Below are 23,879 nucleotides of genomic sequence, written 5' to 3' on the forward strand. Positions count from 1 at the left end.
AGGTTGCAAACCCACTCTTTTTTTTCTATAGGTCACAGCTTCGCAGCTCTGGCCTTTGTTGTTTCAGCCCCAGTGAATCCGCTGAGCGCTGAAACAGGCGTTGAGAATGCGTTGCGGATGACCGCAGCGCGTAGATGCTCCTCGAACCGATTGGTTCGTACCGCTTAACCATGCTCGTTGTGAACGGGAGCCGTATGTCGATACCACGTTTGAAATCCTATCTGTCCTGGATGGCCGCAGTGGTCATGCTTGGCCAGGTCTTAACCGCGCAGGCAGAAGCGTTGCCAGACTTCACCTCTCTGGTGGAGCAGGCCTCACCTGCCGTCGTCAACATCAGTACCCGCCAGAAGCTGCCGGATCGCTCGGTGGCGCAGGGGCAGGCGCCCGACCTTGAAGGGCTGCCGCCGATGCTTCGCGAATTTCTGGAGCGGAGCATGCCGCCAGGTTCGCGTCCGCCGGGAGCGGGCAAAGGCGACCGTCAGCGTGAAGCGCAGTCGCTGGGTTCCGGTTTCATCATCTCCGCTGACGGTTTCATCCTCACCAATAACCATGTGATTGACGGCGCTGATGAGATTCTCGTGCGGCTCTCCGATCGCAGCGAGATGAAGGCCAAGCTGATCGGCACCGATCCGCGCACCGACGTCGCGGTTCTCAAGATCGATGGTAAAGACCTGCCCACCGTGAAGCTGGGTAATTCAGACAAGCTGAAAGTGGGTGAGTGGGTACTGGCCATTGGCTCGCCATTCGGCTTTGACCATTCGGTGACCAAAGGCATCGTCAGCGCCAAGGGGCGCAGCCTGCCGAATGACACCTATGTGCCGTTCATCCAGACCGACGTGGCGATTAACCCGGGTAACTCCGGTGGTCCGCTGTTCAACATGGCTGGCGAAGTCGTGGGCATCAACTCGCAGATTTTCACCCGTTCCGGTGGTTTCATGGGGCTGTCGTTCGCGATCCCGATCGACGTGGCCATGGACGTGGCCAACCAGCTCAAGGCTAACGGCAAGGTCAACCGCGGCTGGCTCGGTGTAGTCATCCAGGAAGTGAACAAGGATCTGGCTGAGTCGTTCGGTCTGGACAAGCCTGCCGGAGCGCTGGTCGCACAGGTACTCGAGGACGGCCCGGCAGCGAAGGGCGGCCTGCAAGTGGGTGATGTGATCCTGAGCGCCAATGGCACGCCGATCATCATGTCCGCTGACCTGCCACACCTGATCGGCAATCTGAAAGACGGCAGCAAAGCCGAGCTGGAAGTGATCCGCGACGGCAAGCGCCAGAAACTGACCGTGACCGTTGGCGCATTGCCAGCTGAAGGTGAAGAAATGGGCGCAGCCGATGCCGGCGTCGAGCGCAACAGCAATCGGCTGGGCGTTTCGGTGACGGATCTGACCGCCGAGCAGCTGAAGTCGCTTGACCTCAAGGGCGGCGTCATCATCAAGGACGTGCAGGACGGCCCGGCTTCGCTGATCGGCCTGCAGACCGGTGACGTGATCACGCATCTGAACAATCAGGCGATCACCTCGGCCCGGCAGTTCACTGAGGTCGCCAAAGGCCTGCCGAAGAACCGTTCGGTGTCGATGCGGGTCCTGCGTCAGGGACGTGCGACATTCATCACGTTCAAACTGGCCGAATAAGCGTCGGAAATAGAAAAAGGAGCGGTCGGACCGCTCCTTTTTTTGTGCGCGGAGGGCTTGTGGCCGTCCGGCTTCGCGTGTGAACGTGACGCCTCAGGCTTCCTTCAGGTACAATTCCCGGCTATTTTTCGGCGGGCAGTCTGCCTGCAACCTTTTTCGAGTGTTGATCCGTGAGTGATTTGAGTCATATCCGCAATTTCTCCATCATCGCCCACATTGACCATGGCAAGTCGACGCTGGCTGACCGTTTCATTCAAATGTGCGGCGGCCTGACCGAGCGCGAAATGGAAGCGCAGGTGCTTGACTCCATGGACCTGGAGCGTGAGCGCGGTATCACGATCAAGGCCCACAGCGTCACCCTTTATTACAAGGCGAAGGACGGCATCACTTACCAGCTGAACTTCATCGATACGCCCGGCCACGTCGACTTCACCTATGAAGTCAGCCGCTCGCTGGCCGCGTGCGAAGGTGCGCTGCTGGTGGTTGATGCCGGTCAGGGCGTCGAAGCGCAGTCCGTCGCCAACTGCTACACCGCCATCGAGCAGGGCCTGGAGGTCATGCCGGTCCTGAACAAGATGGACCTTCCGCAGGCCGATCCGGACCGTGTGAAGGAAGAGATCGAGAAAATCATCGGTATCGACGCCACCGACGCCGTGGCCTGCAGCGCCAAGAGCGGCATGGGCGTGGATGAGGTGCTGGAACGTCTGGTTCAGACCATTCCGGCGCCGACCGGTAACATCGAAGATCCCCTGCAGGCACTGATCATCGACTCCTGGTTCGACAATTATCTGGGCGTCGTCTCCCTGGTGCGCGTGCGTCATGGCCGCGTCAAGAAGGGCGACAAGATTCTCGTCAAGTCCACCGGCAAGATTCATCTGGTGGACAGCGTCGGCGTATTCAACCCCAAGCACACCGCGACTGCTGACCTGAAAGCGGGCGAAGTGGGCTTTATCATCGCCGGCATCAAGGACATTCACGGTGCGCCGGTCGGTGACACCCTGACCCTCAGCTCGACGCCAGACGTTGAAGTGCTGCCCGGTTTCAAACGCATTCAACCGCAGGTCTATGCCGGTCTGTTCCCGGTCAGCTCCGACGATTTCGAAGACTTCCGCGATGCACTGCAGAAGCTGACGCTGAACGACTCGTCGCTGCAATACCTGCCTGAAAGCTCCGACGCACTGGGTTTCGGCTTCCGTTGCGGCTTCCTGGGCATGCTGCACATGGAGATCATCCAGGAACGTCTCGAGCGCGAGTACGACCTTGACCTGATCACCACGGCACCTACGGTCATTTTCGAGCTGTTGCTCAAGACCGGCGAAACCATTTACGTCGACAACCCGTCGAAGCTGCCGGATCTCTCGACGATCGAGGACATGCGCGAACCTATCGTGCGCGCCAACATCCTTGTGCCTCAAGAGCATCTGGGCAACGTCATTACGCTGTGCATCGAGAAACGCGGCATTCAGCACGACATGCTTTTCCTCGGCACCCAGGTTCAAGTGACTTACGACCTGCCGATGAACGAAGTGGTGCTGGACTTCTTCGACCGTCTGAAGTCCACCAGTCGCGGTTATGCGTCGCTGGACTATCATTTCGATCGTTACCAGTCGGCAAACCTGGTCAAGCTCGATGTACTGATCAACGGTGACAAGGTCGATGCGCTTGCGCTGATCGTGCACCGTGACAACGCGGCCTATAAAGGCCGGGCGTTGACCGAAAAGATGAAAGAACTGATTCCTCGTCAGATGTTCGACGTGGCTATTCAGGCTGCCATCGGTGGCCAGATTATCGCGCGTACAACCGTCAAGGCCCTCAGAAAGAACGTACTGGCCAAATGTTACGGTGGCGACGTGAGCCGTAAGCGCAAGCTGCTTGAAAAGCAGAAGGCCGGTAAGAAACGCATGAAGCAGGTCGGCAACGTGGAGATTCCACAAGAAGCTTTCCTTGCAGTGCTCAGGTTGGAATAGTCAGGCCCTATGTCACTAAATTTCCCGCTGTTGCTGGTCGTCGCCGTGTTTGTCTGCGGTCTGCTGGCCTTGTTCGATCTGATCATACTGGCGCCCCGTCGCCGCACCGCGATAGCGAATTACGAAGGCAGCGTCAGCCAGCCGGACGTCGCCGTCGTGGAGCAGTTGAACAAGGAACCTCTGCTGGTGGAATACGGCAAGTCGTTCTTTCCCGTGTTGTTCATCGTGCTGGTCCTGCGCTCGTTTCTGGTCGAGCCGTTCCAGATTCCTTCGGGATCGATGAAGCCGACGCTGGACGTGGGTGATTTCATTCTGGTCAACAAGTTTTCCTACGGCATTCGTCTGCCGGTGATCGACCTGAAGGTCATTCCCGTCGGCGATCCGCAGCGCGGCGACGTGATGGTGTTCCGCTACCCAAGCGATCCGAACGTCAATTACATCAAGCGTGTGGTCGGTCTGCCGGGCGATGTCATTCGCTACACCAATGACAAGCAGTTGTTCATCAACGGCCAGTTGGTCGCCAAGCAGTTGATCGGCTCGGAGCCTGGAACGCTGGGCAGCGCCGAGCTGTACAACGAGAAGCTGGGCGAGGTTGAGCACCAGATTCGTCAGGAAATGAGCCGCTATCGTGCGCCACCCGATCACGAATGGACGGTTCCGGCCGCTCACTACTTCATGATGGGCGACAATCGCGACAACTCCAACGACAGCCGCTACTGGGATGATCCCAACATTCCCAAAGACGAGCTGGGCATGGTTCCGGACCGGAATATCGTCGGCAAGGCCTTCGCGGTCTGGATGAGCTGGCCCGAGCCGAAGCTCAGCCACCTGCCTAATTTCTCGCGGGTTGGCCTGATCAAGTAACCGATGCGGCGCTGCCAGATGCAGCGCCGTATGTCATTTCGGCGGGCTATGTTGCGTAGCTGAACGTGCAGGCAGCAGGGAAGGACTATTCTTGAGGGCAAACATGAGTTCTGCCAGATCGCAAAAAGGTTTGTCATTCGTTGGCTGGCTGGTATTGCTGGCAGTTCTGGCGTTTGTCGGGAGTACCGCAGCCAAACTGGTGCCGCATTATCTGGATTATCTGTCGTTGAAGAAAATCATCGAGGCCGCGGGCACCGACCGGGGCGGCGATATCAGTGACAGCGACGATTTCTACAGTTATGTCGCCAAAGGCATGCAGGTCAACAATATTCGGGATGTGGATTTGAAGAAGGCGTTAAGTGTGACGACGGAGAACAACAGGTTCCTCGCCCATTTGAAATACGAACAGCGTGAGCCACTGATCCAGAACATCGATCTGGTGGTCACGTTCGACCACGAATTCAGCGTGGGTAAACCGTGAGCGTGTCATTGAGTCGCCTGGAGCGTCAGCTCGGCTATACCTTCAAAGACCAGGAACTGATGGTTCTGGCCCTGACCCACCGCAGTTTTGCCGGCCGCAACAATGAGCGTCTGGAGTTCCTTGGTGATGCCATTCTGAACTTCGTCGCCGGCGAAGCGCTGTTCGAGCGCTTTCCGCAGGCGCGCGAAGGTCAATTGTCGCGACTGCGCGCCCGTCTGGTGAAAGGCGAGACCCTGGCGCTGCTGGCCCGCGGTTTCGATCTGGGCGAATATCTTCGTCTGGGTTCGGGTGAGCTGAAAAGTGGTGGTTTTCGTCGCGAGTCGATTCTGGCCGATGCGCTGGAAGCCTTGATCGGGGCGATCTACCTCGATTCCGGCATGGAAACCGCCCGTGATCGCGTGCTGTCCTGGCTGACAAGCGAGTTCGACAGCCTGACGCTGGTCGACACCAACAAGGACCCAAAGACCCGTCTGCAGGAATTCCTGCAGTCGCGCGCCTGTGAATTACCGCGTTACGAAGTGGTGGACATTCAGGGCGAGCCGCATTGCCGAACGTTTTTCGTCGAATGCGAAATCACCCTCTTGAACGAAAAAAGCCGGGGACAGGGCGTCAGCCGTCGCATTGCCGAACAGGTAGCAGCGGCCGCAGCCCTTATCGCCCTGGGTGTGGAGAATGGCAATGACTGATTCAACTGCAACACGCTGTGGCTATGTCGCCATCGTCGGCCGGCCAAACGTGGGCAAGTCGACGCTGTTGAACCACATCCTCGGGCAGAAACTGGCGATCACATCGCGCAAGCCCCAGACCACGCGTCACAACATGCTGGGCATCAAGACCGAAGGCGACGTGCAGGCGATCTACGTCGACACGCCGGGCATGCACAAGGGCAGCGACAAAGCGCTCAACCGCTACATGAACAAGACTGCCTCGGCAGCGTTGAAAGACGTTGACGTGGTGATCTTCGTGGTCGATCGCACCAAGTGGACCGAAGAAGACCAGATGGTGCTGGAGCGCGTGCAGTACGTCACCGGTCCGCTGATCGTGGCACTGAACAAGACCGACCGCATCGAGGACAAGTCCGAACTGATGCCGCACCTGTCGTGGCTGCAGGAACAACTGCCGAACGCGCAGATCATCCCGGTTTCCGCCCAACAGGGACACAACCTTGAGGCGCTGGAAAAGGTCATCGCCGAGCAGTTGCCCGAAAACGATCACTTCTTCCCGGAAGATCAGATCACCGACCGCAGCAGCCGTTTCCTCGCTGCCGAGCTGGTGCGCGAGAAGATCATGCGTCAGCTGGGTGCTGAGCTTCCGTACCAGATCACGGTCGAGATCGAAGAGTTCAAACAGCAGGGCAAGACGCTGCACATCCATGCGCTGATCCTCGTCGAACGTGACGGGCAGAAGAAAATCATCATTGGCGACAAGGGCGAGCGCATCAAGCGCATCGGCTCCGATGCGCGCCGTGACATGGAAGTGCTGTTCGACTCCAAGGTCATGCTCAACCTGTGGGTAAAGGTCAAGGGTGGTTGGTCCGACGACGAGCGCGCGCTGCGTTCGTTGGGTTACGGCGACCTGTAAAATCAGGCTGTACGCCGGCCGACTGTGGGAGCGAGCTTGCTCGCGAATGAGGTGTAGCACTCAGCATTGATGTTGATTGATACGCCGCTTTCGCCAGCAAGCTCGCTCCCACAGTGGTTTCTCCCACACTGTTTTCCGGATTGCCTGTAAGACCCGTTCTTTCATTGAGATCGCAATGTCGCAAACGCCTCCCGTCGGCCAGCTTGCCTACGTTCTGCACAGCCGGGCGTACCGCGAAAACAGTGCGCTGGTCGATTTCCTGACCCCGCAGGGACGTCTGCGCGCCGTGTTGCGCAGTGCCCGTGGCAAGGCTGGCTCTCTGGCGCGGCCGTTCGTGCCGCTTGAAGTCGAATTTCGGGGCAAGGGCGAGCTGAAGAACGTCGGCCGGATGGAAAGCGCGGGCATCGCCGCCTGGCTCGAAGGCGAGGCGTTGTTCAGCGGCCTTTATCTCAATGAGCTGTTGATCCGTCTGCTTCCCGCCGAAGACCCGCATCCTGGTGTTTTCGACCATTACGCCGCAACGCTGTTGGCGCTCGCCGAAGGGCGTGCGCTGGAACCCTTGTTGCGCTCGTTCGAGTGGCGTCTGCTGGACGACCTGGGTTACGGTTTCGCCCTCGATGCGGACGTGAACGGCGACCCGTTGTCTGGCGACGGCATGTACCGGTTGCAGGTAGACGCTGGGCTGGAGCGGGTGTATCTCTTTCAGCCGGGGCTGTTTCAGGGCGCCGAACTGCTGGCGATGTCAGAAGCCGACTGGACCGCGCCCGGCGCGCTTTCGGCAGCCAAACGCTTGATGCGTCAGGCCCTGGCGGTCCATCTGGGAGGGCGCCCGCTGGTCAGCCGTGAATTGTTCCGCAAGCCTTAATCGATAAGACCGTCGCAGGCGTCAGTCGCCTGTTCAGATCAAGTTTCAGGAGAGACCCGTGACCCACAGCACCCGAATTCTGCTCGGCGTCAACATCGACCACGTTGCTACCCTGCGTCAGGCCCGTGGCACTCGCTATCCCGACCCGGTAAAGGCCGCGCTGGACGCTGAAGAAGCCGGTGCCGATGGCATCACTGTTCACTTGCGCGAGGACCGTCGCCACATTCAGGAGCGCGATGTGCTGTTGCTCAAGGACGTGCTGCAGACCCGCATGAATTTCGAAATGGGCGTTACCGAAGAGATGATGGCGTTCGCCGAGCGTATTCGCCCGGCGCACATCTGTCTGGTGCCGGAAACGCGGCAGGAATTGACCACCGAAGGTGGTCTCGACGTAGCGGGGCAGGAAGCGCGGATCAAGGCAGCGGTTGAGCGGCTTTCGGCCATCGGCAGCGAAGTGTCACTGTTCATCGACGCCGATGAGCGCCAGATCGAAGCATCGGCGCGGGTGGGCGCACCGGCCATCGAGCTGCACACCGGTCGCTACGCCGATGCCGAAACCCCGACCGAAGTGGCGCTGGAACTCAAGCGGATTGCCGATGGCGTCGCCTTCGGGCTGGGCCAGGGCCTGATCGTCAACGCCGGCCATGGTCTGCATTACCACAACGTCGAAGCCGTGGCCGCGATCAAGGGGATCAACGAGCTGAACATCGGTCATGCGCTGGTGGCGCATGCCCTGTTCGTCGGCTTCAAGTCGGCGGTGTCGGAGATGAAGGCGTTGATTCTGGCAGCGACCAAGGGCTGAGCCGGTGGGCACCTTGCAGGAGTGAGCTTGCTCGCGATTGCGGGGTGTCGTAAGCCAATCGCATGGCTGGCTCATTGCGGATCGCGAGCAAGCTCACTCCTACAGGGGGGCGCGGTGGGTCATGACCGCTGTTTTGTGATCAGGCTTTGCGACCGACGATCACCGCACGCCGTGGCGCGGGCAGTCCTTCTACGGTTTTACTGTGGTCGGCCGGATCGAGGAAGTCGCTCAGCGACTGGTAACGCATCCATTCGGTGCTGCGCTGCTCCTCGATCGTCGTGGTGCTGACGTCGACACAGCGCACATCCACGAACCCGGCGCGGCGCAACCACAGTTCCAGGGCCGGTACGGAGGGCAGAAACCAGACGTTGCGCATCTGTGAGTAACGGTCTTCCGGCACCAGCACCTGCTGCGCGTCGCCTTCCACCACCATGGTTTCCAGGACCAGTTCGCCGCCTTTGACCAGGCAGTCCTTCAGTGCCAGCAAGTGATCGATGGGCGATTTGCGGTGGTACAGCACACCCATCGAAAAAACGGTATCGAAACCCTCCAGTCGCGCAGGCAAATCTTCGAGCGTGAAAGGCAGGTGCCAGGCCGGCAGGTCCGGCAGATAGCGCTGCATGGCCTGGAACTGGCAGAAGAACAGCCAGTTCGGGTCCACGCCGATGACGCTGTCGGCGCCGGCGCCCAGCATGCGCCACTGGTAGTAGCCGTTGCCGCAGCCGACATCCAGTACGCGTTTGCCTTTCAAATCCAGATGCGGGGAGACTCGCGACCATTTCCAGTCCGAACGCCATTCGGTGTCGACGTGGACGCCGAAGACATCGAACGGGCCCTTGCGCCAGGGCGACAGGCCCATCAGTGCGGCGCGTGTCTGTTCGCGCGTGGCGTCATCGCATTCGGCGTCGAGAATGAAGTCGTCCTTGAGCTCGACGCGGCTTGGCACCAGATCGGGCAATGCATTGAGCGCACCCTGCCAGCGATCGAGGTCGCCATGGCCTTTTTCAAGCTTCGCATCGAGTTGCGCTTGCAGGCCTTGGGCCCAGGTGTACAGAGGTGTGCCCGCCAGACGGCGAACCAGTGGGGCAAGATCAATCATGGCAGGGCAATCAACGAGGCAAAATTAAGGCACTGGAACCAGGGCACGACTTTACTGAAACCGGCCGCGAGGAGGCGTTCGCGGTGTTGCTCGAGGCTGTCGGGCTTCATCACGTTTTCGATGGCGCTGCGCTTCTGGGCGATCTCCAGCTCGCTGTAGCCGTTGGCGCGTTTGAACGCCACGTGCAGCTCAGTGAGCAGGGCCTGTTCGCCGTCATCGTCGAAGCGCAGCTTCTCCGAGAGGATCAAGGCTCCCCCGGGCAGCAGCGACTGGCGGATCCGGCCGAGCAGCGCCAGACGCTGATCGGGCGCAATGAATTGCAGCGTGAAGTTCAGCGCGACGACCGAGGCAGGCTGAAATTCGAGAGCCAGAATATCGCCTTCGATCACCTCGACCGGCAGCAGCTCCTGAAACATCGAGTCCTGCGCGTTGAGGTATTCGCGGCAGCGCTCGACCATCGCCGAGGAGTTGTCGATCGCGATCACCCGGCAGCCCTCGGTGCGCACGTGTCGGCGCAGCGCCTGAGTGACGGCGCCGAGCGAGCTGCCCAGGTCATACAACACGCTGTGCGGCTGCGCGAACTGCGCCGCCAGCACGCCAAGATTCTCGACGATGGTTGGGTAACCCGGCACCGACCGTTTGATCATGTCCGGAAATACCCGCACCACGTCTTCGTTGAAAGCGAAGTCGGGCACCTGGGCCAGCGGCTGGGCGAATAGGCGGTCGGGTTCTTGGCTCACGGCGGTTCCGGGGGACGAGGCGAAAAGTGCGGCATTTTAGCCAATTGTGTGGCAATGCCGAAACCTCATCTGATCCGGACGTTTGAGCTTGCAGGTGTCGCGGGGGAGCGCAGCCGTGTTTACTGCACGGTGATCGCGCAATCGAACGTGCGTTCAGGCGCGACTTCCGGCGCCCACGGTTGCTGATAGACCATCATCAGGTGGCCGCTGCCTGCCGCCGCGGCTTTGTAGCGCCAGACGGACTGGCCCGAGGTGCCGACCAGACCGACGTCTTCCGGCGCGTTGAACACTTCCGGGCCGAGGGCGTTGAGGATCGACGGCGCGGGATTCTGCATCAACCAGCGGTGCCCGGTGGTGGGGTTGCTGGGCAGCATGAGCATCAGGGTCTGACCGGTCTTGAGGGTGATCGGGCAGTCTTTTTGATCTTCAAGAGACACGATTTGTTTCGGTTGCTGGGCGCAGGCGGCCAGCAGGGCAAGGCTCAGCGGAACGAGCAGTCGTGCAGGGGTCATGAGGGCTCCGGTCGTGGGCAACGTGAGGGGAGCATAACCGAAGAATGCGGGAGAGAAACCCTGCAGCAGTGAGCCAACTGTCTTTAACGCCGCCTTCGATCAACGCGTAACAACCGACGCCTTCCCGGCTAAAGCCGGTCCTACGGAAAACTTGCAACGCCTGCAGGACCTGCCAAAGCCGGTACTGCGAAAAACTTGGAACGTCTGTAGGACCTGCTGAAGCCGGTCCTACGAAAGACTTGGAACGTCTGTAGGACCGGCTTCAGCCGGGAAGAGGCCAGTGCATGCCGTGGTGATGCAGCGGCTGGAATTCACTCTTCGCGGGCAAGCGCGCTCCTACAGGATTCGTGTCTGGGAGGAGAATTCGGGAATACCCGGTGATCCCTGCAGGAGTGAGCGTCCTGCAGGGCATCGAGCAAGTGGCGCGAGGCTTAGAACAGCACCTTCGCCACGTCCGAGAAGCGCTTGGCGAAGTGCACGGTCAGGCCTTCTTTGAGGTAATCCGGAAGCTCTTCGAAGTTGCCGCGGTTCGGTTCAGGCAGGATCAGCTCGAAGATTTTCTGCCGTCTGGCCGCGATGACCTTTTCGCGCACGCCGCCAATGGGCAGGACGTGCCCGGTGAGGGTCAGTTCGCCGGTCATGGCGACACCTTTTTTCGGCGCCTGATTGCGAGCCAGTGAGAGCAGGGCGCTGGCCATGGTCACGCCGGCACTCGGGCCATCTTTCGGCGTCGCGCCTTCCGGAACGTGAAGGTGGACGAAGGCTTCATCGAAGAAACCCTTGTCGCCACCGAACTTCGCCAGATTGGAGCTGACGTAGCTGTAGGCGATTTCGGCCGATTCCTTCATCACATCGCCCAGCTGGCCGGTGAGCTTGAAGCCACGGTTGTGCGTGTGAATCCGCGTGGCTTCGATCGGCAGCGTGGCGCCGCCCATGCTGGTCCAGGCCAGTCCGGTGATGACGCCGGTGCCGGACAACACTTGCTCGCTGCGGAACACCGGCATGCCGAGGGACGCTTCGAGGTCTTTCGGGCCGATCTTGACCACGGTGTCCGGGTTGTCGAGCAGCTTGACCACCGCCTTGCGCACCAGTTTGCCCAGCTGCTTTTCCAGCTGCCGCACGCCGGCCTCACGCGCATAACCTTCGATGACCGCACGCAATGCGCTGTCGCTGATGGTCAGGCTGTTTTTCGACACGCCCGCCTTGTCCAGCTGCTTGGGCCACAGGTGACGCTTGGCGATCGCGAGTTTTTCCTCGGTGATGTAGCCCGACAGGCGAATCACTTCCATACGGTCCAGGAGCGGGCCTGGAATCGAGTCCAGTGTGTTGGCGGTGCAGACGAACAGCACTTTCGACAGGTCCAGACGCAGGTCCAGATAGTGGTCGAGGAATTCGACGTTCTGCTCCGGATCGAGGGTTTCCAGCAGCGCCGAGGCCGGGTCGCCCTGATAGCTCTGGCCCATCTTGTCGATCTCGTCGAGCATGATGACCGGGTTCATCACTTCCATGTCCTTGAGCGCCTGCACCAGCTTGCCCGGTTGGGCGCCGATGTAGGTGCGACGGTGGCCCTTGATCTCGGCCTCGTCACGCATGCCGCCGACGCTGAAACGGTAGAAAGGACGACCCAGGGATTCGGCGATGGACTTGCCGACGCTGGTCTTGCCCACACCCGGCGGGCCCACCAGCAGCACGATGGAGCCAGAAATCTCGCCTTTGTAGGCGCCCACGGCAAGGAATTCCAGAATGCGGCTCTTGATGTCGTCGAGCCCGGCGTGGTGCTGATCAAGCACTTTGCGCGCATGCTTGAGGTCCAGCTTGTCTTCGCCGTACACGCCCCACGGCACCGAACTCGCCCAGTCCAGATAATTGCGCGTGACGGCGTACTCCGGCGAGCCGGTTTCCAGCACCGAGAGTTTGTTGATCTCTTCATCGATGCGTTTACGCGCTTGTGGCGGCAGCACCTTGCCTTCGAGACGTTCCTCGAACTGTTCGATGTCGGCGCTGCGATCGTCTTTGGTCAGGCCCAGCTCCTGCTGGATGACCTTGAGCTGTTCCTTGAGGAAGAACTCGCGCTGGTGCTCGCCGATCTTGCGGTTCACTTCGGCGGAGATTTCTTTCTGCAGGCGCGCCACCTCGACTTCCTTGCGCAGCATCGGCAGCACTTTTTCCATGCGCTTGAGCACAGGCACGCAGTCGAGGACTTCCTGCAGCTCGACGCCGGTGGCGGAGGTCAGGGCGGCAGCGAAATCGGTCAACGGCGAAGGATCGTTGGGGCTGAAGCGGTTGAGGTAGTTCTTCAACTCCTCGCTGTACAGCGGGTTGAGCGGCAGCAGTTCTTTGATCGCATTGATCAGCGCCATGCCATAAGCCTTGACCTCATCGGTCGGCTCGTTGGGCTGATGCGGGTATTCGACTTCCACCAGGAATGGCGGGCGATGGTGCTTGAGCCAGGTCTTGATGCGCACACGGCTCAGGCCCTGGGCCACGAATTGCAGCTTGCCGTTTTCCCGGCTGGCGTGATGAACCTTCACCAGCGTGCCGTATTCAGGCAGCGCCTTGGTATCGAAGTGGCGAGGGTCGTCGGGCGGCGTGTCCATGAAGAACAGGGCCAGCGAGTGGTGGTCGGACTTGCTCACCAGTTCCAGCGTTTCGGCCCACGGATCTTCGTTGACGATGACCGGGAGCACCTGCGCCGGGAAGAAGGGACGGTTGTGAATCGGAATGATGTAGACCTGGTCCGGCAGGTTCTGGCCGGGCAGAGCGAGACTCTTTCTGTCTGAACCAATGACTTCGTGTTCGTGCTCGTCGTCGTGTTGCGCGTGTGTAGAGTCGGTTTGCTGGTCGCTCATGGGGCACCTGCATAAATGGAGATGAGGCTTAGATGGGGCAGTCGGGCTCAGGTTTCAATAGGAGCGGTCGATAGCAATGAATAACGACGCCGATATAAATAAAGAGAGTGCCTGTGTGCCTTTCGTCGGCGGTTCGAGAGTGATGGCCTTATGCCTGCTTTTAGTGCGTGATCTTCCGTCGGCTGACGGTTAATCTGCGCGGGACGCTGCAACATTTGCCAGGGCCGGCGCTTTTTCTACCGACTACGCCGTTCTGGAACATCTGTATGACCCATGTCCTTTCTTCACTGTTGGTGACCGCATCTGTCCTGTTCGGCGCTGTTGCCAGCGCCGCTACATTGACCGCCGAGTTCGTCGACGGGCAGGGCAAGCCGTTGACTGACGCCGTGCTGACCCTGCAAGGACCGGCGCCCAAGGCAGAGCCAGCGCTCAAGGCCGACATGGATCAGCGCGACCAGCGCTTTGCGCCTCATGTCCTCGCCGTGCGCACCGGGACGCAGATCAAATTTCCCAACAGCGACAACATACGCCATCAGGTGTACTCCTTTTCGACGCCCAAGCGTTTCGAGTTGCGCCTTTATGGCGGCACGCCGTCGGATCCGGTCCTGTTCGATAAACCCGGCGTCGTGGTGCTCGGCTGCAACATCCATGACTGGATGCTGGGCTATGTCTACGTCACCGACGACCCTTGGTTCGGGGTGAGCGATGACAAAGGCACGCTGACGCTTGATCAACTGCCGGCGGGCCACTATTCGGCAACCCTGTGGCATCCGCTTGCGCCTGACATGCAGCCGGTTTCCGGCGGCGAGTTCGACATTCCGGCCTCGGGCCTGCGCCAGCGCTTCAGCGTGGCCGTGCAACCCAAGGGTGACGACATGCCCGCAGCGCCGCCGTCCAGTGCGTTCGGCGACGCCTTTCACAAAGCCGCCCATGAATGAAACTACGAACTAGCTTCCAGGCACGCATTGCCGGCGTGCTGATCATGCTGCTGTTGATCGTTGTGGTCGCGGTGTTTCTGGCCGTCAAGGCCGCGACGCAGGATGCTGTGCGCAAGCAGGCTCAGGCGCAGCTGGAAGTGGGTACGCGGGTTTTCGAAGGGCTGCTGGAGATGCGCGGCAAGCGTCTGCGCGATGCGGTGCAGTTGCTGTCCGCCGATTTCGGGTTTCGGGACGCCGTGGCGTCTGCCGACTCGGCGACCATTCGTTCGGTGCTGCTCAATCACGGAGCGCGCATCAATGCCAATGACATGTTCCTGCTGGGCATGGACGGGACTGTGCTCTCCAGCACCGTGGCGCAGATTCCCGAAGGCACGCCTTTTCCGTACATCCAGGCGCTGCGCGACCTCAAAAGCAAAAACCAGTCGATGCTGATCGTGCCGTTGCAGGGTCAGCCGCACTTGCTGGTCGACAGCACAGTGATGGCACCGCTGCCGATTGCGCGCGTGGTCATGGGGTTCAGCATGGACAACGACCTGGCGCAGGAGCTGCGTTCGCTCAGTGGATTGCAGGTCTCGTTCCTGTCGGTCGTGCACCGATTGCCGGGGCAGATCATCAGCACCCAGCCTGAAGCGCTGTTCGAGAGTTTGCGCGGCGTCATGATGAGCGCGTCCAGCGATCACATGCAGATGACTGAGCACCAGAGCCAGAGCTTTCTGAGCAAAACCCTGAGGCTGGGCAGCATCAGTGACAGCGACGGCGAAGTCGTGGCGTTGCTGCAAAGCCCGCTGGATCAGGCCATGCAAGCGTTCGCGCCACTGGACGAGAAGCTGTTCTGGATCACGCTGGTGGCGCTCGTCGGTTCGCTGATCGGCACGCTGTTGCTGGCGCGCAGTGTGTCGTTGCCGGTGCGCGAACTGGCCCAGGCGGCCCAGCGCATTGGTGACGGCGACTACAGCACGCCGGTGGTGCTGGCGCGCAGCGATGAGTTGGGTCTGCTGGCCGGTGCAATCAACTCGATGCAGAGCGGCATCGCCGAGCGCGAACAGCAACTGGCACACAATGCGCTGCACGACGGGCTGACCGGCCTGCCCAATCGGGCGCTGGTGATGGAGCGTCTGGGCAGTGCGATTGCAGCCAAGCGTGCCGTGGCACTGCTGTATCTGGGGATCGACAACTTCCGGGCGATCAACGACAGCATTGGTCCTGAGGGCGTCGAGCAGTTGCTGCAGATCATCGGCGAACAGCTGTTGTTGCCGCTGCGTCCCGGCGACACCGTCGCGCGCCTTTCCGGCAACGAATTCCTGCTGTTGGTGCACAACGCTGGCACCGACGCCGCCGTGGCGGTGGCCGACCGTCTGCAGCGCCTGTTGCTCAAGCCTCAGCGCATCGGCGAACACGACATCGCCATGGATGCCTGCATCGGTATCGCGGTGTACCCGGCCAACGGCGATTCGGCAGCCGAATTGCTCCAGCGCGCCTCCATTGCCCGCCAGGACGCGGTGCAGATGCCCGGCCGCCTGCAAGTCTACGAAGACGGGCGCGATCTGGCTCACCAGCGCCAGATCAGCCTGATTCGCGACCTGCGGCAGGCCGCTCGCAATGGCGAGCTGATGCTGCATTACCAACCCAAACTCGACATCCGCAATGGCCGCGTTCGTCAGGCCGAGGCGCTGCTGCGCTGGCAGCACCCGCAATTCGGCAATGTCTCGCCTGCCGAGTTCATCGTGCTCGCCGAGCGCACTGGAAGCATTCAAATCCTCACCAACTGGGTCATCGAAGAGTCGATGCGCCAGTTGGCGGAATGGGCTCGCCGCGGTCTGCACGTTCAGTTGTCGGTGAATATCTCGGCCGATGATTTGCTCGGTGGCGATTTGCCCGACCGTGTGTCGGATCTGCTCAAGCTGTACCGCGTGCCAGCCGAACAACTCATATTCGAGATCACCGAAAGCGCCGTGATGCGCGAGCCCGAGCAGTCCCTCAAGGTGCTCAACCGCTTGCGTGAGTGCGGCATCAGCCTGTCGGTCGATGACTTCGGCACCGGTTATTCGTCGCTGGCGCACCTCAAGCGCCTGCCGGTGCAGGAATTGAAGATCGATCAATCATTCGTGCGCAATCTGGACGAAACCAGTGAAGACGCGGTGATTGTTCGATCGACCATCGAAATGAGCCACAACCTGGGCTTGAAGGTGGTCGCCGAGGGCGTTGAATACGAACACAGTCTGCGTCTGTTGGAGCGCTGGCACTGCGATACCGCGCAGGGCTACCTCATCAGCCGGCCGCTCAATGCGGTCGCGTTCGAGGCATGGATCGCCAAGTCGCACACTTCTCCGAGCTTGATGGTTCACTGATTGGTCAATGTTATGGCACGTAGTCTCTCGGCTGTTTTCAGCCCTTTGGTGTTGGCAAGTGTGGTCGGCGGCTGCGTGAGCGCGGGCGCGCCACTGGCCTGGGGCGAACAGGGTCGTCTGGTGGCGACCGGCGGTGCGAGCAGCATCGAAGGCGGCGCGGGCGGCGGCGTCATTCCATGGGCCGTCCTGGCCGGTTACGGCGAGAAGGGCGAGTGGGGTGGCAGCGCTTTCGCGACCCACGTCAATCTGCCGGACTACACGCTGGACGTGGTCGGCGCAGCGGCGTCCTACGCTAACCGCATCGAGTTTTCCTACGCCCATCAGCGTTTCGATCTGGGGTCTCTGGTCAGCAAGCTGAGCCTGCCCGAGGACAACCTCACTCAGGACATTTTCGGGGTGAAGGTGCGTCTGTTCGGCGACCTGATCTATGACCAGTTGCCTCAAGTCTCCGCCGGCCTTGAATACAAGCACCAGAACGATTTCCTGATCCCCAGTCTGGTCGGCGCCAGACGCGATTCGGACGTCGAGGGCTACCTGACCGCCAGCCGTCTGTTCATGGGTGCCGCCTTTGGCTACAACGTCGTGGTCAACGGCGGCCTGCGTTACAGTCGCGCCAATGAAACCGGTCTGCTGGGTTTCGGCGGCGACCGCCGGGACACCCGCAGCGTGCTGAAAGAAGGCGGCGCGGCGATTCTGTTCAACCCGCACTGGGCACTTGGCGTCGATTACCGCGAAAAGCCGGACAACCTGTCGTTTGCAGGCGAAAGCGACTGGGTCGACATGTTCGTCGGCTGGTTCCCCAACAAACATGTTTCGGTGGTGCTGGCTTACGCGCACCTGGGCGAAATCGCCACCCTGGATAATCAGAACGGCACGTACTTGTCCGTACAGGGGAGCTTCTGATGATGCGGCCCGTTCGATGGATCAGTGCGTTGGCGCTGGCGTTGCTGGTCGGGTGCGCGCAGCAGCCGCCCAAAGATGACAGCCTGTATCAGGAGCTGGGGCAACGCGCCGGCATTCAGAAAATCGTCGAAGGCATGTTGCTGCACATCGCCAAAGACGACCGGATTTACAAGTATTTCGCCAAAGTCGACATCGTTCGGGTGCGTGACAAACTGGTCGAGAAATTCTGCGTCGAAGCCGGTGGCCCGTGCACCTACACCGGCGACACCCTGGTCGAGGCGCACAAAGGCCTGAACATCAGCCGCAGTGATTTCAACGCGCTGGTGGAAAACCTGATCGACGCGATGGACGACCAGCACATTCCCGTGCCAGCGCAGAACCGGTTGATCGCGCGGCTTGCGCCGCAGCGTGGGGAAGTGATCGAGAAGTAGAACGCGTGCCGTCCGATGTGTGCTGGCGCAGGCGACTACTGCGCACTCAACTCAACTTGGTCAGATAACCCGGCGCCTCCTGCTCGGGCAACACCGACAACACCTTCAGGCGCTGCAACATGCGTTGGCGGGCGCGGTTCAGGTGTTCCTTGAGATTCAGTGCCGCGGCGTCAAAAGCGCCGTGCAGCAACAGCTCAAGGATCAGGCGATGTTCGGCGAGCATCGCTTCGTCAGGGCCGATTCCCAGCTGGCTATAGAAGATGCGGCTGATGATCATCGGGTTCTGACCCTGCCGGATGAGCGCGGCAATCTTGCGATTGTTCAGCCCGGCCAGGCAGTGGTGATGAAGATCCTCTTCAATGCGCTCAATGTCGGCGAGGCTGCACTGCGGGCCGTTCTGAGCCGCGATCACCCGCTCCAGCATGGCCTCGAGCACCTCGCGACTCAGCTGTGGCGCGGTCTGGCGCAGGGCCTCGGGCTCGAGACAGGCGCGCAGTTCGTAATCCTCGGTCACCTCACGGGCGGTCAACGGCCCGGCCAGCCACTGTGAATAAGGCTCTTTTTCCACCAGGCCGCGATCCCGCAGACGCATCAACGCTTCACGCACCACCGCGCGGCTGACGCCGTAATGCTCGGCGGCGCTCTGCTCATCCAGGCGGTAATGACCGAAGGCGATGCAGGTCGAGAGCGCGGCGCCGATTTCGTCGTACATCCTTTCGCCCAGCGGCCGCGTATCGACCAGCTCTTCGCTGCTGTCCAGGCCGAACTGCTTGTGGGTCAACGTCAACCGCACGGGCTCGATTTGCGCACCTTCGGGATTGACCAGATAGCCGCGTCCGTCAAAGCGGCTGATCAGCCCTTCTTCATGCAGCAGATTCAGCGCCTTGCGCACGGGTACACGGCTGGTGCCGAACAGGTCGGCCAGTGGTGCTTCGAGCAGTACCAGGCCCTGGGCCGCAGCGCCATTGACGATGGCGTCGCGCAAGACCTGACGAATCATGGCGTAGCGTGACGCGGTGCGCGAATCCTCAGCAGACATCGATTTCATACGCTTCTCGAACAAACGGACGGCGATTCTCGCACATGTGGATTTGTCACCGCAGACCACGTTGTTTGTGCCCATTCGTGGGGCCTGCGTTACTTTTCTGCACTGAAATGTATCTTTTATGAAAAGTACATTATTAGGCTTCGGCCACTCTTCTCACAGAAGCGCCTGACAATTGGTCCCTTGTTGTCCAACGCTACAAGGCTCATCCGGCAAGGCCTGCTCCAGAATCATCGCTTCGCATCGGCGCGTCCAGCCGAGCACCTTTCGCCACTCTGGCATGCTTTCTGCCTTTGTAAAACGTACATTTTACTAATATGTACATTTAAGGTGGTCCCATGCTGGATGCCCACGCTGCTCGCTCCAGTGATTTCGCTGATGCCATCGCGATGGCCGAGTCGTTCGCTCTCGGCGAAAGCGATCCCGTGCAAGCGCTGGATTCTGCATTGGCCAGCGCTGCGACGGCAGAGCACGTGTTCATCTCGTTGTCCCACGAACGGGCGCGTCGCGAAGCGCAGGCATCCGCTGCTCGCTGGAAAGCCGGACAGCCGTTGAGTCGTCTGGATGGCGTGCCGGTTGCCTGGAAAGACCTGTTCGATGTGGCGGGCAGCGTGACCTCGGCCGCTGCGGCTGTTCGCCTTGATGTCTCGCCTGCGTTGCTTGACGCAACGGCAGTGGCGCTGCTGAGCCGATCCGGGCTGGTTTGCCTGGGCAAGGCCAATCTCAGCGAGTTCGCCTATTCCGGCCTTGGGCTCAACCCTCACTTCGGCACGCCGACCAACCCCCATGGCCTTGATCAGCCCCGGGTGGCGGGCGGCTCGTCTTCGGGATCGGCGGTGGCGGTGGCGGCTGGCGTCGTGCCCATTGCGATGGGCACCGACACCGCAGGGTCGATTCGCATTCCGGCGGCGTTCAATGGCCTGGTCGGGTTTCGCAGCAGTTGCAAGCGCTACAGCCGCGATGGGGTTTTCCCGCTGGCGCGTACGCTCGACAGCATTGGCCCATTGACCCGCAGCGTGCGCGACGTTCTGGCGATCGACGACATTCTCAGGGCGCGTTCACAGCCCACCTCGCTACTGGCGCGCAGCCTCGCTGGACAGCGTTTCTGGGTCGATGAAGCGGTGATGCTCGACCCGCGCACGGAGCCTGCGGTGCGCGACAACCTGATGCGCTGCGTGGCGATGCTCAAGGACGCAGGCGCGAGCCTCGATGTGCGGCCATCGCCTGCATTCCAAGCGACGTTGACGCTGATCGAGCAGCACGGCTGGCTCGGTTCGGCGGAAGCCTTTGCGTTGCATCAACCGCTGCTCGACAGCCCGGCAGCTCAACAGCTCGATCCACGTGTGCGCCGCCGTCTGGAAGCGGCCCGGCATTTCCCGGCCAGCCAGTTGATTCACCTGTGCAACGAGCGCGAGCGGCTGCAACAGCAGCTCACCGATGAACTCGATGGCGCCTTCCTCATCACCCCGAGCGTGGCTCATGTCGCGCCGCCCCTTGCGCCGTTGGAGGCCGATGACGAGCTGTTCGCGCGCACCAATCTGGCGACGTTGCGCCTGACCATGCCGGGCAGTCTGTTGAACCTGCCCGGCGTGTCGCTCCCCAGCGGGCGGGATGCGTCGGGATTGCCCACCGCCTTGCTGATCAGTGCGCCTGCCGGCGAGGACACGCGCCTGCTGCGCGCGGCCCTGGCGGTCGAGGCCGTGCTCGGCGGGCTCTGATTCACGTTTGATCCGATTCGATTAATCCGCAGGAGAACAATGATGGCTAAAGAAATTCTGTGCGCATTCGGCGTCGACGTCGACGCGGTTGCTGGCTGGTTGGGTTCGTACGGCGGCGAAGATTCGCCGGATGACATTTCACGCGGGCTGTTCGCCGGCGAGGTCGGAGCGCCGCGCCTGCTCAAGCTCTTCGAACGCTACGGCCTGCGCACCACCTGGTTCGTCCCCGGCCACTCGATGGAAACCTTCCCTGAGCAAATGAAGGCGGTGGCCGATGCCGGGCATGAAATCGGCGTACACGGTTACAGCCACGAAAACCCGATCGCGATGACTCCCGAACAGGAAGAAATCGTCCTCGACAAATCCATCGAGCTGATCACCCGGATGACCGGCAAACGCCCGACCGGCTACGTCGCGCCCTGGTGGGAATTCAGCAAGGTGACCAACGAGCTGCTGCTCAAAAAGGGCATCAAGTACGACCACAGCCTGATGCATAACGACTTCCATCCGTACTACGTCCGCGTCGGCGACAGCTGGACGAAGATCGATTACACCCAGCATCCGGACACCTGGATGAAACCGCTGGTGCGAGGTGAGGAAACCGATCTGGTCGAGATTCCGGCCAACTGGTACCTCGATGACCTGCCGCCAATGATGTTCATCAAGAAGGCGCCAAACAGCCACGGCTTCGTCAATCCGCGTCACCTGGAAGAAATGTGGCGCGACCAGTTCGACTGGGTCTACCGCGAGCACGAGCATGCCGTATTCACGATGACCATTCACCCTGATGTCTCGGGCCGGCCACAGGTGCTGCTGATGCTGGAGCGGCTGATCGAACACATCCAGAGCCACGCGGGCGTGAAGTTCGTGACGTTCGATGAAATCGCCGATGACTTCGTGCGCCGCAACCCTCGTAACCGCTGATTGTTCTTTCATTCCGAGGCATGACCCATGTCCATTTACAACAAGCTCGATCTGACCGGCTGGAAACCTCAGCCTCTGACCTCCCAGCAAGTGCGTTACGCCACGTGGATCGCGTTCTTCGCATGGGTTTTTGCGGTGTATGACTTCATCCTGTTCGGAACGCTGTTGCCGGAGATCGGCCGTCATTTCAACTGGGGCGAAGCGGAGCAGGCCGAGATCGCTACATGGGCGGCAGTGGGCACGGCAGTCATCGCGTTGGCCATCGGGCCATTGGTGGATCGACTCGGTCGGCGCATGGGCATCATTTTCACGGTGACCGGTTCGGCGATCTGCTCGGCCCTGACCGCCATCGGTGGTTCATGGGGCAAGTCGCCGTTGATTCTGATTCGCTCCCTGAGCGGGCTGGGTTATGCCGAGGAAACGGTCAACGCGACCTACCTCAGTGAAATCTACGCTGCCTCGGAAGACCCGAAGCTGGCCAAGCGTCGCGGCTTCATTTACAGCCTGGTGCAGGGCGGCTGGCCGGTGGGCGCGTTGATCGCTGCGGGCCTGACTGCCGTGTTACTGCCCATCATCGGCTGGCAGGGCTGCTTCATCTTTGCCGCAATTCCGGCCATCGTCATTGCCATCATGGCGCGCAAACTCAAGGAAAGCCCGCAGTTCCAGATTCACCAGCGCATCACTCAACTGCGCAAGGCCGGCGACGTCGGTCAGGCACAGGCGGTGGCGCAAACCTACGGCGTGGATTATGAAGAGCACCGCACTGCAGGCCTTGCGGCAGCGTTTCGCGGCACCTCACGCCGGGCGACGCTGGTGATCGGCGCTGCGATTCTGCTCAACTGGGCAGCGATTCAAGTGTTCAGCGTGCTGGGTACATCGGTCATCGTCAGCGTGCACCACATCTCCTTCGAGAACTCGCTGATCATCCTGGTGCTGTCGAACCTGGTGGGCTATTGCGGTTACCTCAGTCATGGCTGGATGGGCGACAAGATCGGCCGCCGCAACGTCATCGGCCTGGGTTGGATGCTCGGCGGCCTGTCGTTCGCCGGCATGCTTTACGGGCCGAGCAACATGCCGATGGTGGTCGGGCTGTACAGCCTGGGCCTTTTCTTCCTGATCGGCCCTTACTCGGCGGCCTTGTTTTTCATCAGCGAAAGTTTCCCGACCAGCATCCGAGCCACCGGAGGCGCAATCATTCATGCGATGGGCCCCATTGGCGCAGTGGTCGCAGGTTTCGGCGCGACCTCGGTGCTCAGTGCAGGCGGTGACTGGCAGACCTCCGCGCTGTATTTCGGAGCGGTGCCGTGCTTTCTCTCCGGCGCACTGATGTTCGCCGCTCGCCACGTGCGTCCGGAAACCGTGAAATAAGGAACGAGACATGACTCGCAAAGTAGCGTTGATCACCGGTGCCGCCAGCGGCATCGGCCAGGCATTGGCCGTAGCATTCGCCAGAAGCGGTGTGGCGGTGGTGGGTGGATTCTTCCCCGCCGACCCCCACGACCCGCAGATCACCCGCCGGCTGGTGCAGGAGGCGGGTGGCGAATGCCTGATGGCGCCGCTGGACGTGACTGATAGCACCTCTGTGGATGCGTTGGCCGCGTGTGCGGTCAGCGCGTTTGGCCGCATCGATTACGCGGTCGCCAATGCAGGCCTGCTGCGCCGTGCTCCGTTGCTGGAAATGACCGACGAGCGCTGGAACGAAATGCTCGATGTCGACCTCACTGGCGTCATGCGCACCTTCCGGGCCGCGGCCCGACACATGGGCGAAGGCGGTTCGATGGTGGCGATTTCATCGATTGCCGGCGGCGTGTATGGCTGGCAGGACCATGCCCATTACGCTGCCGCCAAGGCTGGCGTGCCGGGCCTGTGTCGCTCGCTGGCCGTCGAACTGGCGCCCCGTGGCGTTCGTTGCAACGCCGTCATTCCGGGGCTGATCGAGACGCCGCAGTCCCTTGACAGCAAAAACTCGCTGGGCCCCGAAGGCTTGGCCAGAGCGGCACGTGCCATCCCGCTGGGACGCGTCGGGCGGGCGGACGAGGTGGCCTCGCTGGTGCGCTTCTTGTGCAGCGATGAGTCCAGCTACCTGACGGGCCAGAGCATCGTCATCGATGGCGGCCTGACGGTGCGCTGGCCAGAGTGAGCGGGCGCATCCGCAGGGCGATCACGAATTGAGGACAATCC

21 protein-coding genes are annotated in these 23,879 nt (G+C 61.0%); 16 read left to right on the forward strand and 5 right to left on the reverse strand.

Features of this window, described 5'->3' with window-relative positions; all coding sequences use genetic code 11:
- Nucleotides 1–230 precede the first annotated feature (230 nt).
- From QRN36_RS06105 to pdxJ, 8 genes are all read left to right on the forward strand, one after another.
- Complete coding sequence (locus QRN36_RS06105) at nt 231–1,631, forward strand: DegQ family serine endoprotease (RefSeq protein WP_373568707.1); 1,401 nt, start codon at nt 231–233, stop codon at nt 1,629–1,631.
- Between the two features lie 170 nt (nt 1,632–1,801).
- A complete protein-coding gene (gene lepA, locus QRN36_RS06110) occupies nt 1,802–3,598 on the forward strand; it encodes a translation elongation factor 4 (protein ID WP_093461389.1) in 1,797 nt (598 codons plus the stop codon).
- 9 nt (nt 3,599–3,607) lie between these two features.
- Nucleotides 3,608–4,462 carry a signal peptidase I gene (gene lepB / locus QRN36_RS06115; protein ID WP_285423215.1) on the forward strand — a complete coding sequence of 285 codons (855 nt, stop codon included), beginning with the start codon at nt 3,608–3,610 and terminating at the stop codon, nt 4,460–4,462.
- A 103-nt stretch (nt 4,463–4,565) separates the two neighbouring features.
- Nucleotides 4,566–4,943 (forward strand): DUF4845 domain-containing protein, encoded by a 378-nt coding sequence (locus QRN36_RS06120; RefSeq protein WP_285423216.1) that lies wholly within the window; start codon nt 4,566–4,568, stop codon nt 4,941–4,943.
- Complete coding sequence (gene rnc / locus QRN36_RS06125) at nt 4,940–5,629, forward strand: ribonuclease III (protein ID WP_285423217.1); 690 nt, start codon at nt 4,940–4,942, stop codon at nt 5,627–5,629. Before QRN36_RS06120 ends, rnc begins: the two co-directional genes overlap by 4 nt.
- Nucleotides 5,622–6,524 carry a GTPase Era gene (gene era / locus QRN36_RS06130; RefSeq protein ID WP_093461375.1) on the forward strand — a complete coding sequence of 301 codons (903 nt, stop codon included), beginning with the start codon at nt 5,622–5,624 and terminating at the stop codon, nt 6,522–6,524. The genes rnc and era overlap by 8 nt, the downstream gene beginning before the upstream one ends.
- Nucleotides 6,525–6,699: 175 nt before the next feature.
- Entirely contained in the window at nt 6,700–7,389 is a 690-nt protein-coding gene (gene recO, locus QRN36_RS06135) for a DNA repair protein RecO (protein WP_285423218.1), read from the forward strand.
- Between the two features lie 58 nt (nt 7,390–7,447).
- Nucleotides 7,448–8,191, forward strand: coding sequence for a pyridoxine 5'-phosphate synthase (gene pdxJ / locus QRN36_RS06140; RefSeq protein WP_285423219.1), 744 nt, complete (start codon nt 7,448–7,450; stop codon nt 8,189–8,191).
- A 139-nt stretch (nt 8,192–8,330) separates the two neighbouring features.
- On the opposite strand, the gene cmoB is transcribed toward pdxJ, so the two are convergent.
- From cmoB to lon, 4 genes are all read right to left on the reverse strand, one after another.
- The gene (gene cmoB, locus QRN36_RS06145; RefSeq protein WP_285423220.1) at nt 8,331–9,290 is read right to left on the reverse strand and encodes a tRNA 5-methoxyuridine(34)/uridine 5-oxyacetic acid(34) synthase CmoB; all 960 of its coding nucleotides are present in this window, start codon (nt 9,288–9,290) and stop codon (nt 8,331–8,333) included.
- The gene (gene cmoA, locus QRN36_RS06150) at nt 9,287–10,030 is read right to left on the reverse strand and encodes a carboxy-S-adenosyl-L-methionine synthase CmoA (protein ID WP_285423221.1); all 744 of its coding nucleotides are present in this window, start codon (nt 10,028–10,030) and stop codon (nt 9,287–9,289) included. Before cmoA ends, cmoB begins: the two co-directional genes overlap by 4 nt.
- Before the next feature lie 119 nt (nt 10,031–10,149).
- A complete protein-coding gene (locus QRN36_RS06155; RefSeq protein WP_285423222.1) occupies nt 10,150–10,542 on the reverse strand; it encodes a protease inhibitor I42 family protein in 393 nt (130 codons plus the stop codon).
- A 431-nt stretch (nt 10,543–10,973) separates the two neighbouring features.
- Nucleotides 10,974–13,391 (reverse strand): endopeptidase La, encoded by a 2,418-nt coding sequence (gene lon / locus QRN36_RS06160; protein WP_285423223.1) that lies wholly within the window; start codon nt 13,389–13,391, stop codon nt 10,974–10,976.
- Between the two features lie 266 nt (nt 13,392–13,657).
- Between lon and QRN36_RS06165 the strand changes: the two genes are divergently transcribed.
- Genes QRN36_RS06165 through QRN36_RS06180 form a run of 4 tightly spaced genes read left to right on the forward strand, consistent with a single transcriptional unit; the run spans nt 13,658 to nt 18,011 of the window.
- Nucleotides 13,658–14,329: a methylamine utilization protein gene (locus QRN36_RS06165; protein ID WP_285423224.1), complete on the forward strand. Its 672-nt coding sequence runs from the start codon at nt 13,658–13,660 to the stop codon at nt 14,327–14,329.
- Nucleotides 14,326–16,677: an EAL domain-containing protein gene (locus tag QRN36_RS06170; protein WP_285423225.1), complete on the forward strand. Its 2,352-nt coding sequence runs from the start codon at nt 14,326–14,328 to the stop codon at nt 16,675–16,677. The genes QRN36_RS06165 and QRN36_RS06170 overlap by 4 nt, the downstream gene beginning before the upstream one ends.
- Nucleotides 16,678–16,689: 12 nt before the next feature.
- The gene (locus QRN36_RS06175) at nt 16,690–17,580 is read left to right on the forward strand and encodes a DUF3034 family protein (RefSeq protein ID WP_285423226.1); all 891 of its coding nucleotides are present in this window, start codon (nt 16,690–16,692) and stop codon (nt 17,578–17,580) included.
- A gap of 2 nt (nt 17,581–17,582) precedes the next feature.
- Nucleotides 17,583–18,011 carry a group 1 truncated hemoglobin gene (locus QRN36_RS06180; protein ID WP_093462554.1) on the forward strand — a complete coding sequence of 143 codons (429 nt, stop codon included), beginning with the start codon at nt 17,583–17,585 and terminating at the stop codon, nt 18,009–18,011.
- A 46-nt stretch (nt 18,012–18,057) separates the two neighbouring features.
- Here QRN36_RS06180 and QRN36_RS06185 read toward each other — a convergent pair whose 3' ends face one another.
- Entirely contained in the window at nt 18,058–19,059 is a 1,002-nt protein-coding gene (locus QRN36_RS06185; RefSeq protein WP_285423227.1) for a GntR family transcriptional regulator, read from the reverse strand.
- Between the two features lie 335 nt (nt 19,060–19,394).
- Here QRN36_RS06185 and QRN36_RS06190 point away from each other — a divergent pair, with 335 nt between their 5' ends.
- From QRN36_RS06190 to QRN36_RS06205, 4 genes are read left to right on the forward strand one after another with little or no spacing between them, the layout of a single operon-like run.
- Nucleotides 19,395–20,774: an amidase gene (locus tag QRN36_RS06190; RefSeq protein ID WP_285423228.1), complete on the forward strand. Its 1,380-nt coding sequence runs from the start codon at nt 19,395–19,397 to the stop codon at nt 20,772–20,774.
- Nucleotides 20,775–20,816: 42 nt separating this feature from the next.
- Nucleotides 20,817–21,698 carry a polysaccharide deacetylase gene (locus QRN36_RS06195; RefSeq protein ID WP_285423229.1) on the forward strand — a complete coding sequence of 294 codons (882 nt, stop codon included), beginning with the start codon at nt 20,817–20,819 and terminating at the stop codon, nt 21,696–21,698.
- A 27-nt stretch (nt 21,699–21,725) separates the two neighbouring features.
- Entirely contained in the window at nt 21,726–23,066 is a 1,341-nt protein-coding gene (locus QRN36_RS06200; RefSeq protein ID WP_285423230.1) for an MFS transporter, read from the forward strand.
- A 10-nt stretch (nt 23,067–23,076) separates the two neighbouring features.
- Nucleotides 23,077–23,838 carry an SDR family NAD(P)-dependent oxidoreductase gene (locus QRN36_RS06205; protein WP_285423231.1) on the forward strand — a complete coding sequence of 254 codons (762 nt, stop codon included), beginning with the start codon at nt 23,077–23,079 and terminating at the stop codon, nt 23,836–23,838.
- Nucleotides 23,839–23,879: the final 41 nt, after the last annotated feature.

Origin of the sequence: Pseudomonas sp. efr-133-TYG-103a (assembly GCF_030209235.1) — a bacterium.
GTDB lineage: Bacteria > Pseudomonadota > Gammaproteobacteria > Pseudomonadales > Pseudomonadaceae > Aquipseudomonas.

What these genes read in the sequence shown, in the direction of transcription:
- QRN36_RS06105 (WP_373568707.1), top strand. Translation starts at nt 231, where the DNA reads ATGGCCGCAGTGGTCATGCTTGGCCAGGTCTTAACCGCGCAGGCAGAA.
- lepB (WP_285423215.1), top strand. Translation starts at nt 3,608, where the DNA reads ATGTCACTAAATTTCCCGCTGTTGCTGGTCGTCGCCGTGTTTGTCTGC.
- QRN36_RS06120 (WP_285423216.1), top strand. Translation starts at nt 4,566, where the DNA reads ATGAGTTCTGCCAGATCGCAAAAAGGTTTGTCATTCGTTGGCTGGCTG.
- era (WP_093461375.1), top strand. Translation starts at nt 5,622, where the DNA reads ATGACTGATTCAACTGCAACACGCTGTGGCTATGTCGCCATCGTCGGC.
- recO (WP_285423218.1), top strand. Translation starts at nt 6,700, where the DNA reads ATGTCGCAAACGCCTCCCGTCGGCCAGCTTGCCTACGTTCTGCACAGC.
- cmoB (WP_285423220.1), bottom strand. Translation starts at nt 9,290, where the DNA reads ATGATTGATCTTGCCCCACTGGTTCGCCGTCTGGCGGGCACACCTCTG.
- QRN36_RS06155 (WP_285423222.1), bottom strand. Translation starts at nt 10,542, where the DNA reads ATGACCCCTGCACGACTGCTCGTTCCGCTGAGCCTTGCCCTGCTGGCC.
- lon (WP_285423223.1), bottom strand. Translation starts at nt 13,391, where the DNA reads ATGAGCGACCAGCAAACCGACTCTACACACGCGCAACACGACGACGAG.
- QRN36_RS06165 (WP_285423224.1), top strand. Translation starts at nt 13,658, where the DNA reads ATGACCCATGTCCTTTCTTCACTGTTGGTGACCGCATCTGTCCTGTTC.
- QRN36_RS06170 (WP_285423225.1), top strand. Translation starts at nt 14,326, where the DNA reads ATGAAACTACGAACTAGCTTCCAGGCACGCATTGCCGGCGTGCTGATC.
- QRN36_RS06175 (WP_285423226.1), top strand. Translation starts at nt 16,690, where the DNA reads ATGGCACGTAGTCTCTCGGCTGTTTTCAGCCCTTTGGTGTTGGCAAGT.
- QRN36_RS06180 (WP_093462554.1), top strand. Translation starts at nt 17,583, where the DNA reads ATGCGGCCCGTTCGATGGATCAGTGCGTTGGCGCTGGCGTTGCTGGTC.
- QRN36_RS06185 (WP_285423227.1), bottom strand. Translation starts at nt 19,059, where the DNA reads ATGAAATCGATGTCTGCTGAGGATTCGCGCACCGCGTCACGCTACGCC.
- QRN36_RS06190 (WP_285423228.1), top strand. Translation starts at nt 19,395, where the DNA reads ATGCTGGATGCCCACGCTGCTCGCTCCAGTGATTTCGCTGATGCCATC.
- QRN36_RS06195 (WP_285423229.1), top strand. Translation starts at nt 20,817, where the DNA reads ATGGCTAAAGAAATTCTGTGCGCATTCGGCGTCGACGTCGACGCGGTT.
- QRN36_RS06200 (WP_285423230.1), top strand. Translation starts at nt 21,726, where the DNA reads ATGTCCATTTACAACAAGCTCGATCTGACCGGCTGGAAACCTCAGCCT.
- QRN36_RS06205 (WP_285423231.1), top strand. Translation starts at nt 23,077, where the DNA reads ATGACTCGCAAAGTAGCGTTGATCACCGGTGCCGCCAGCGGCATCGGC.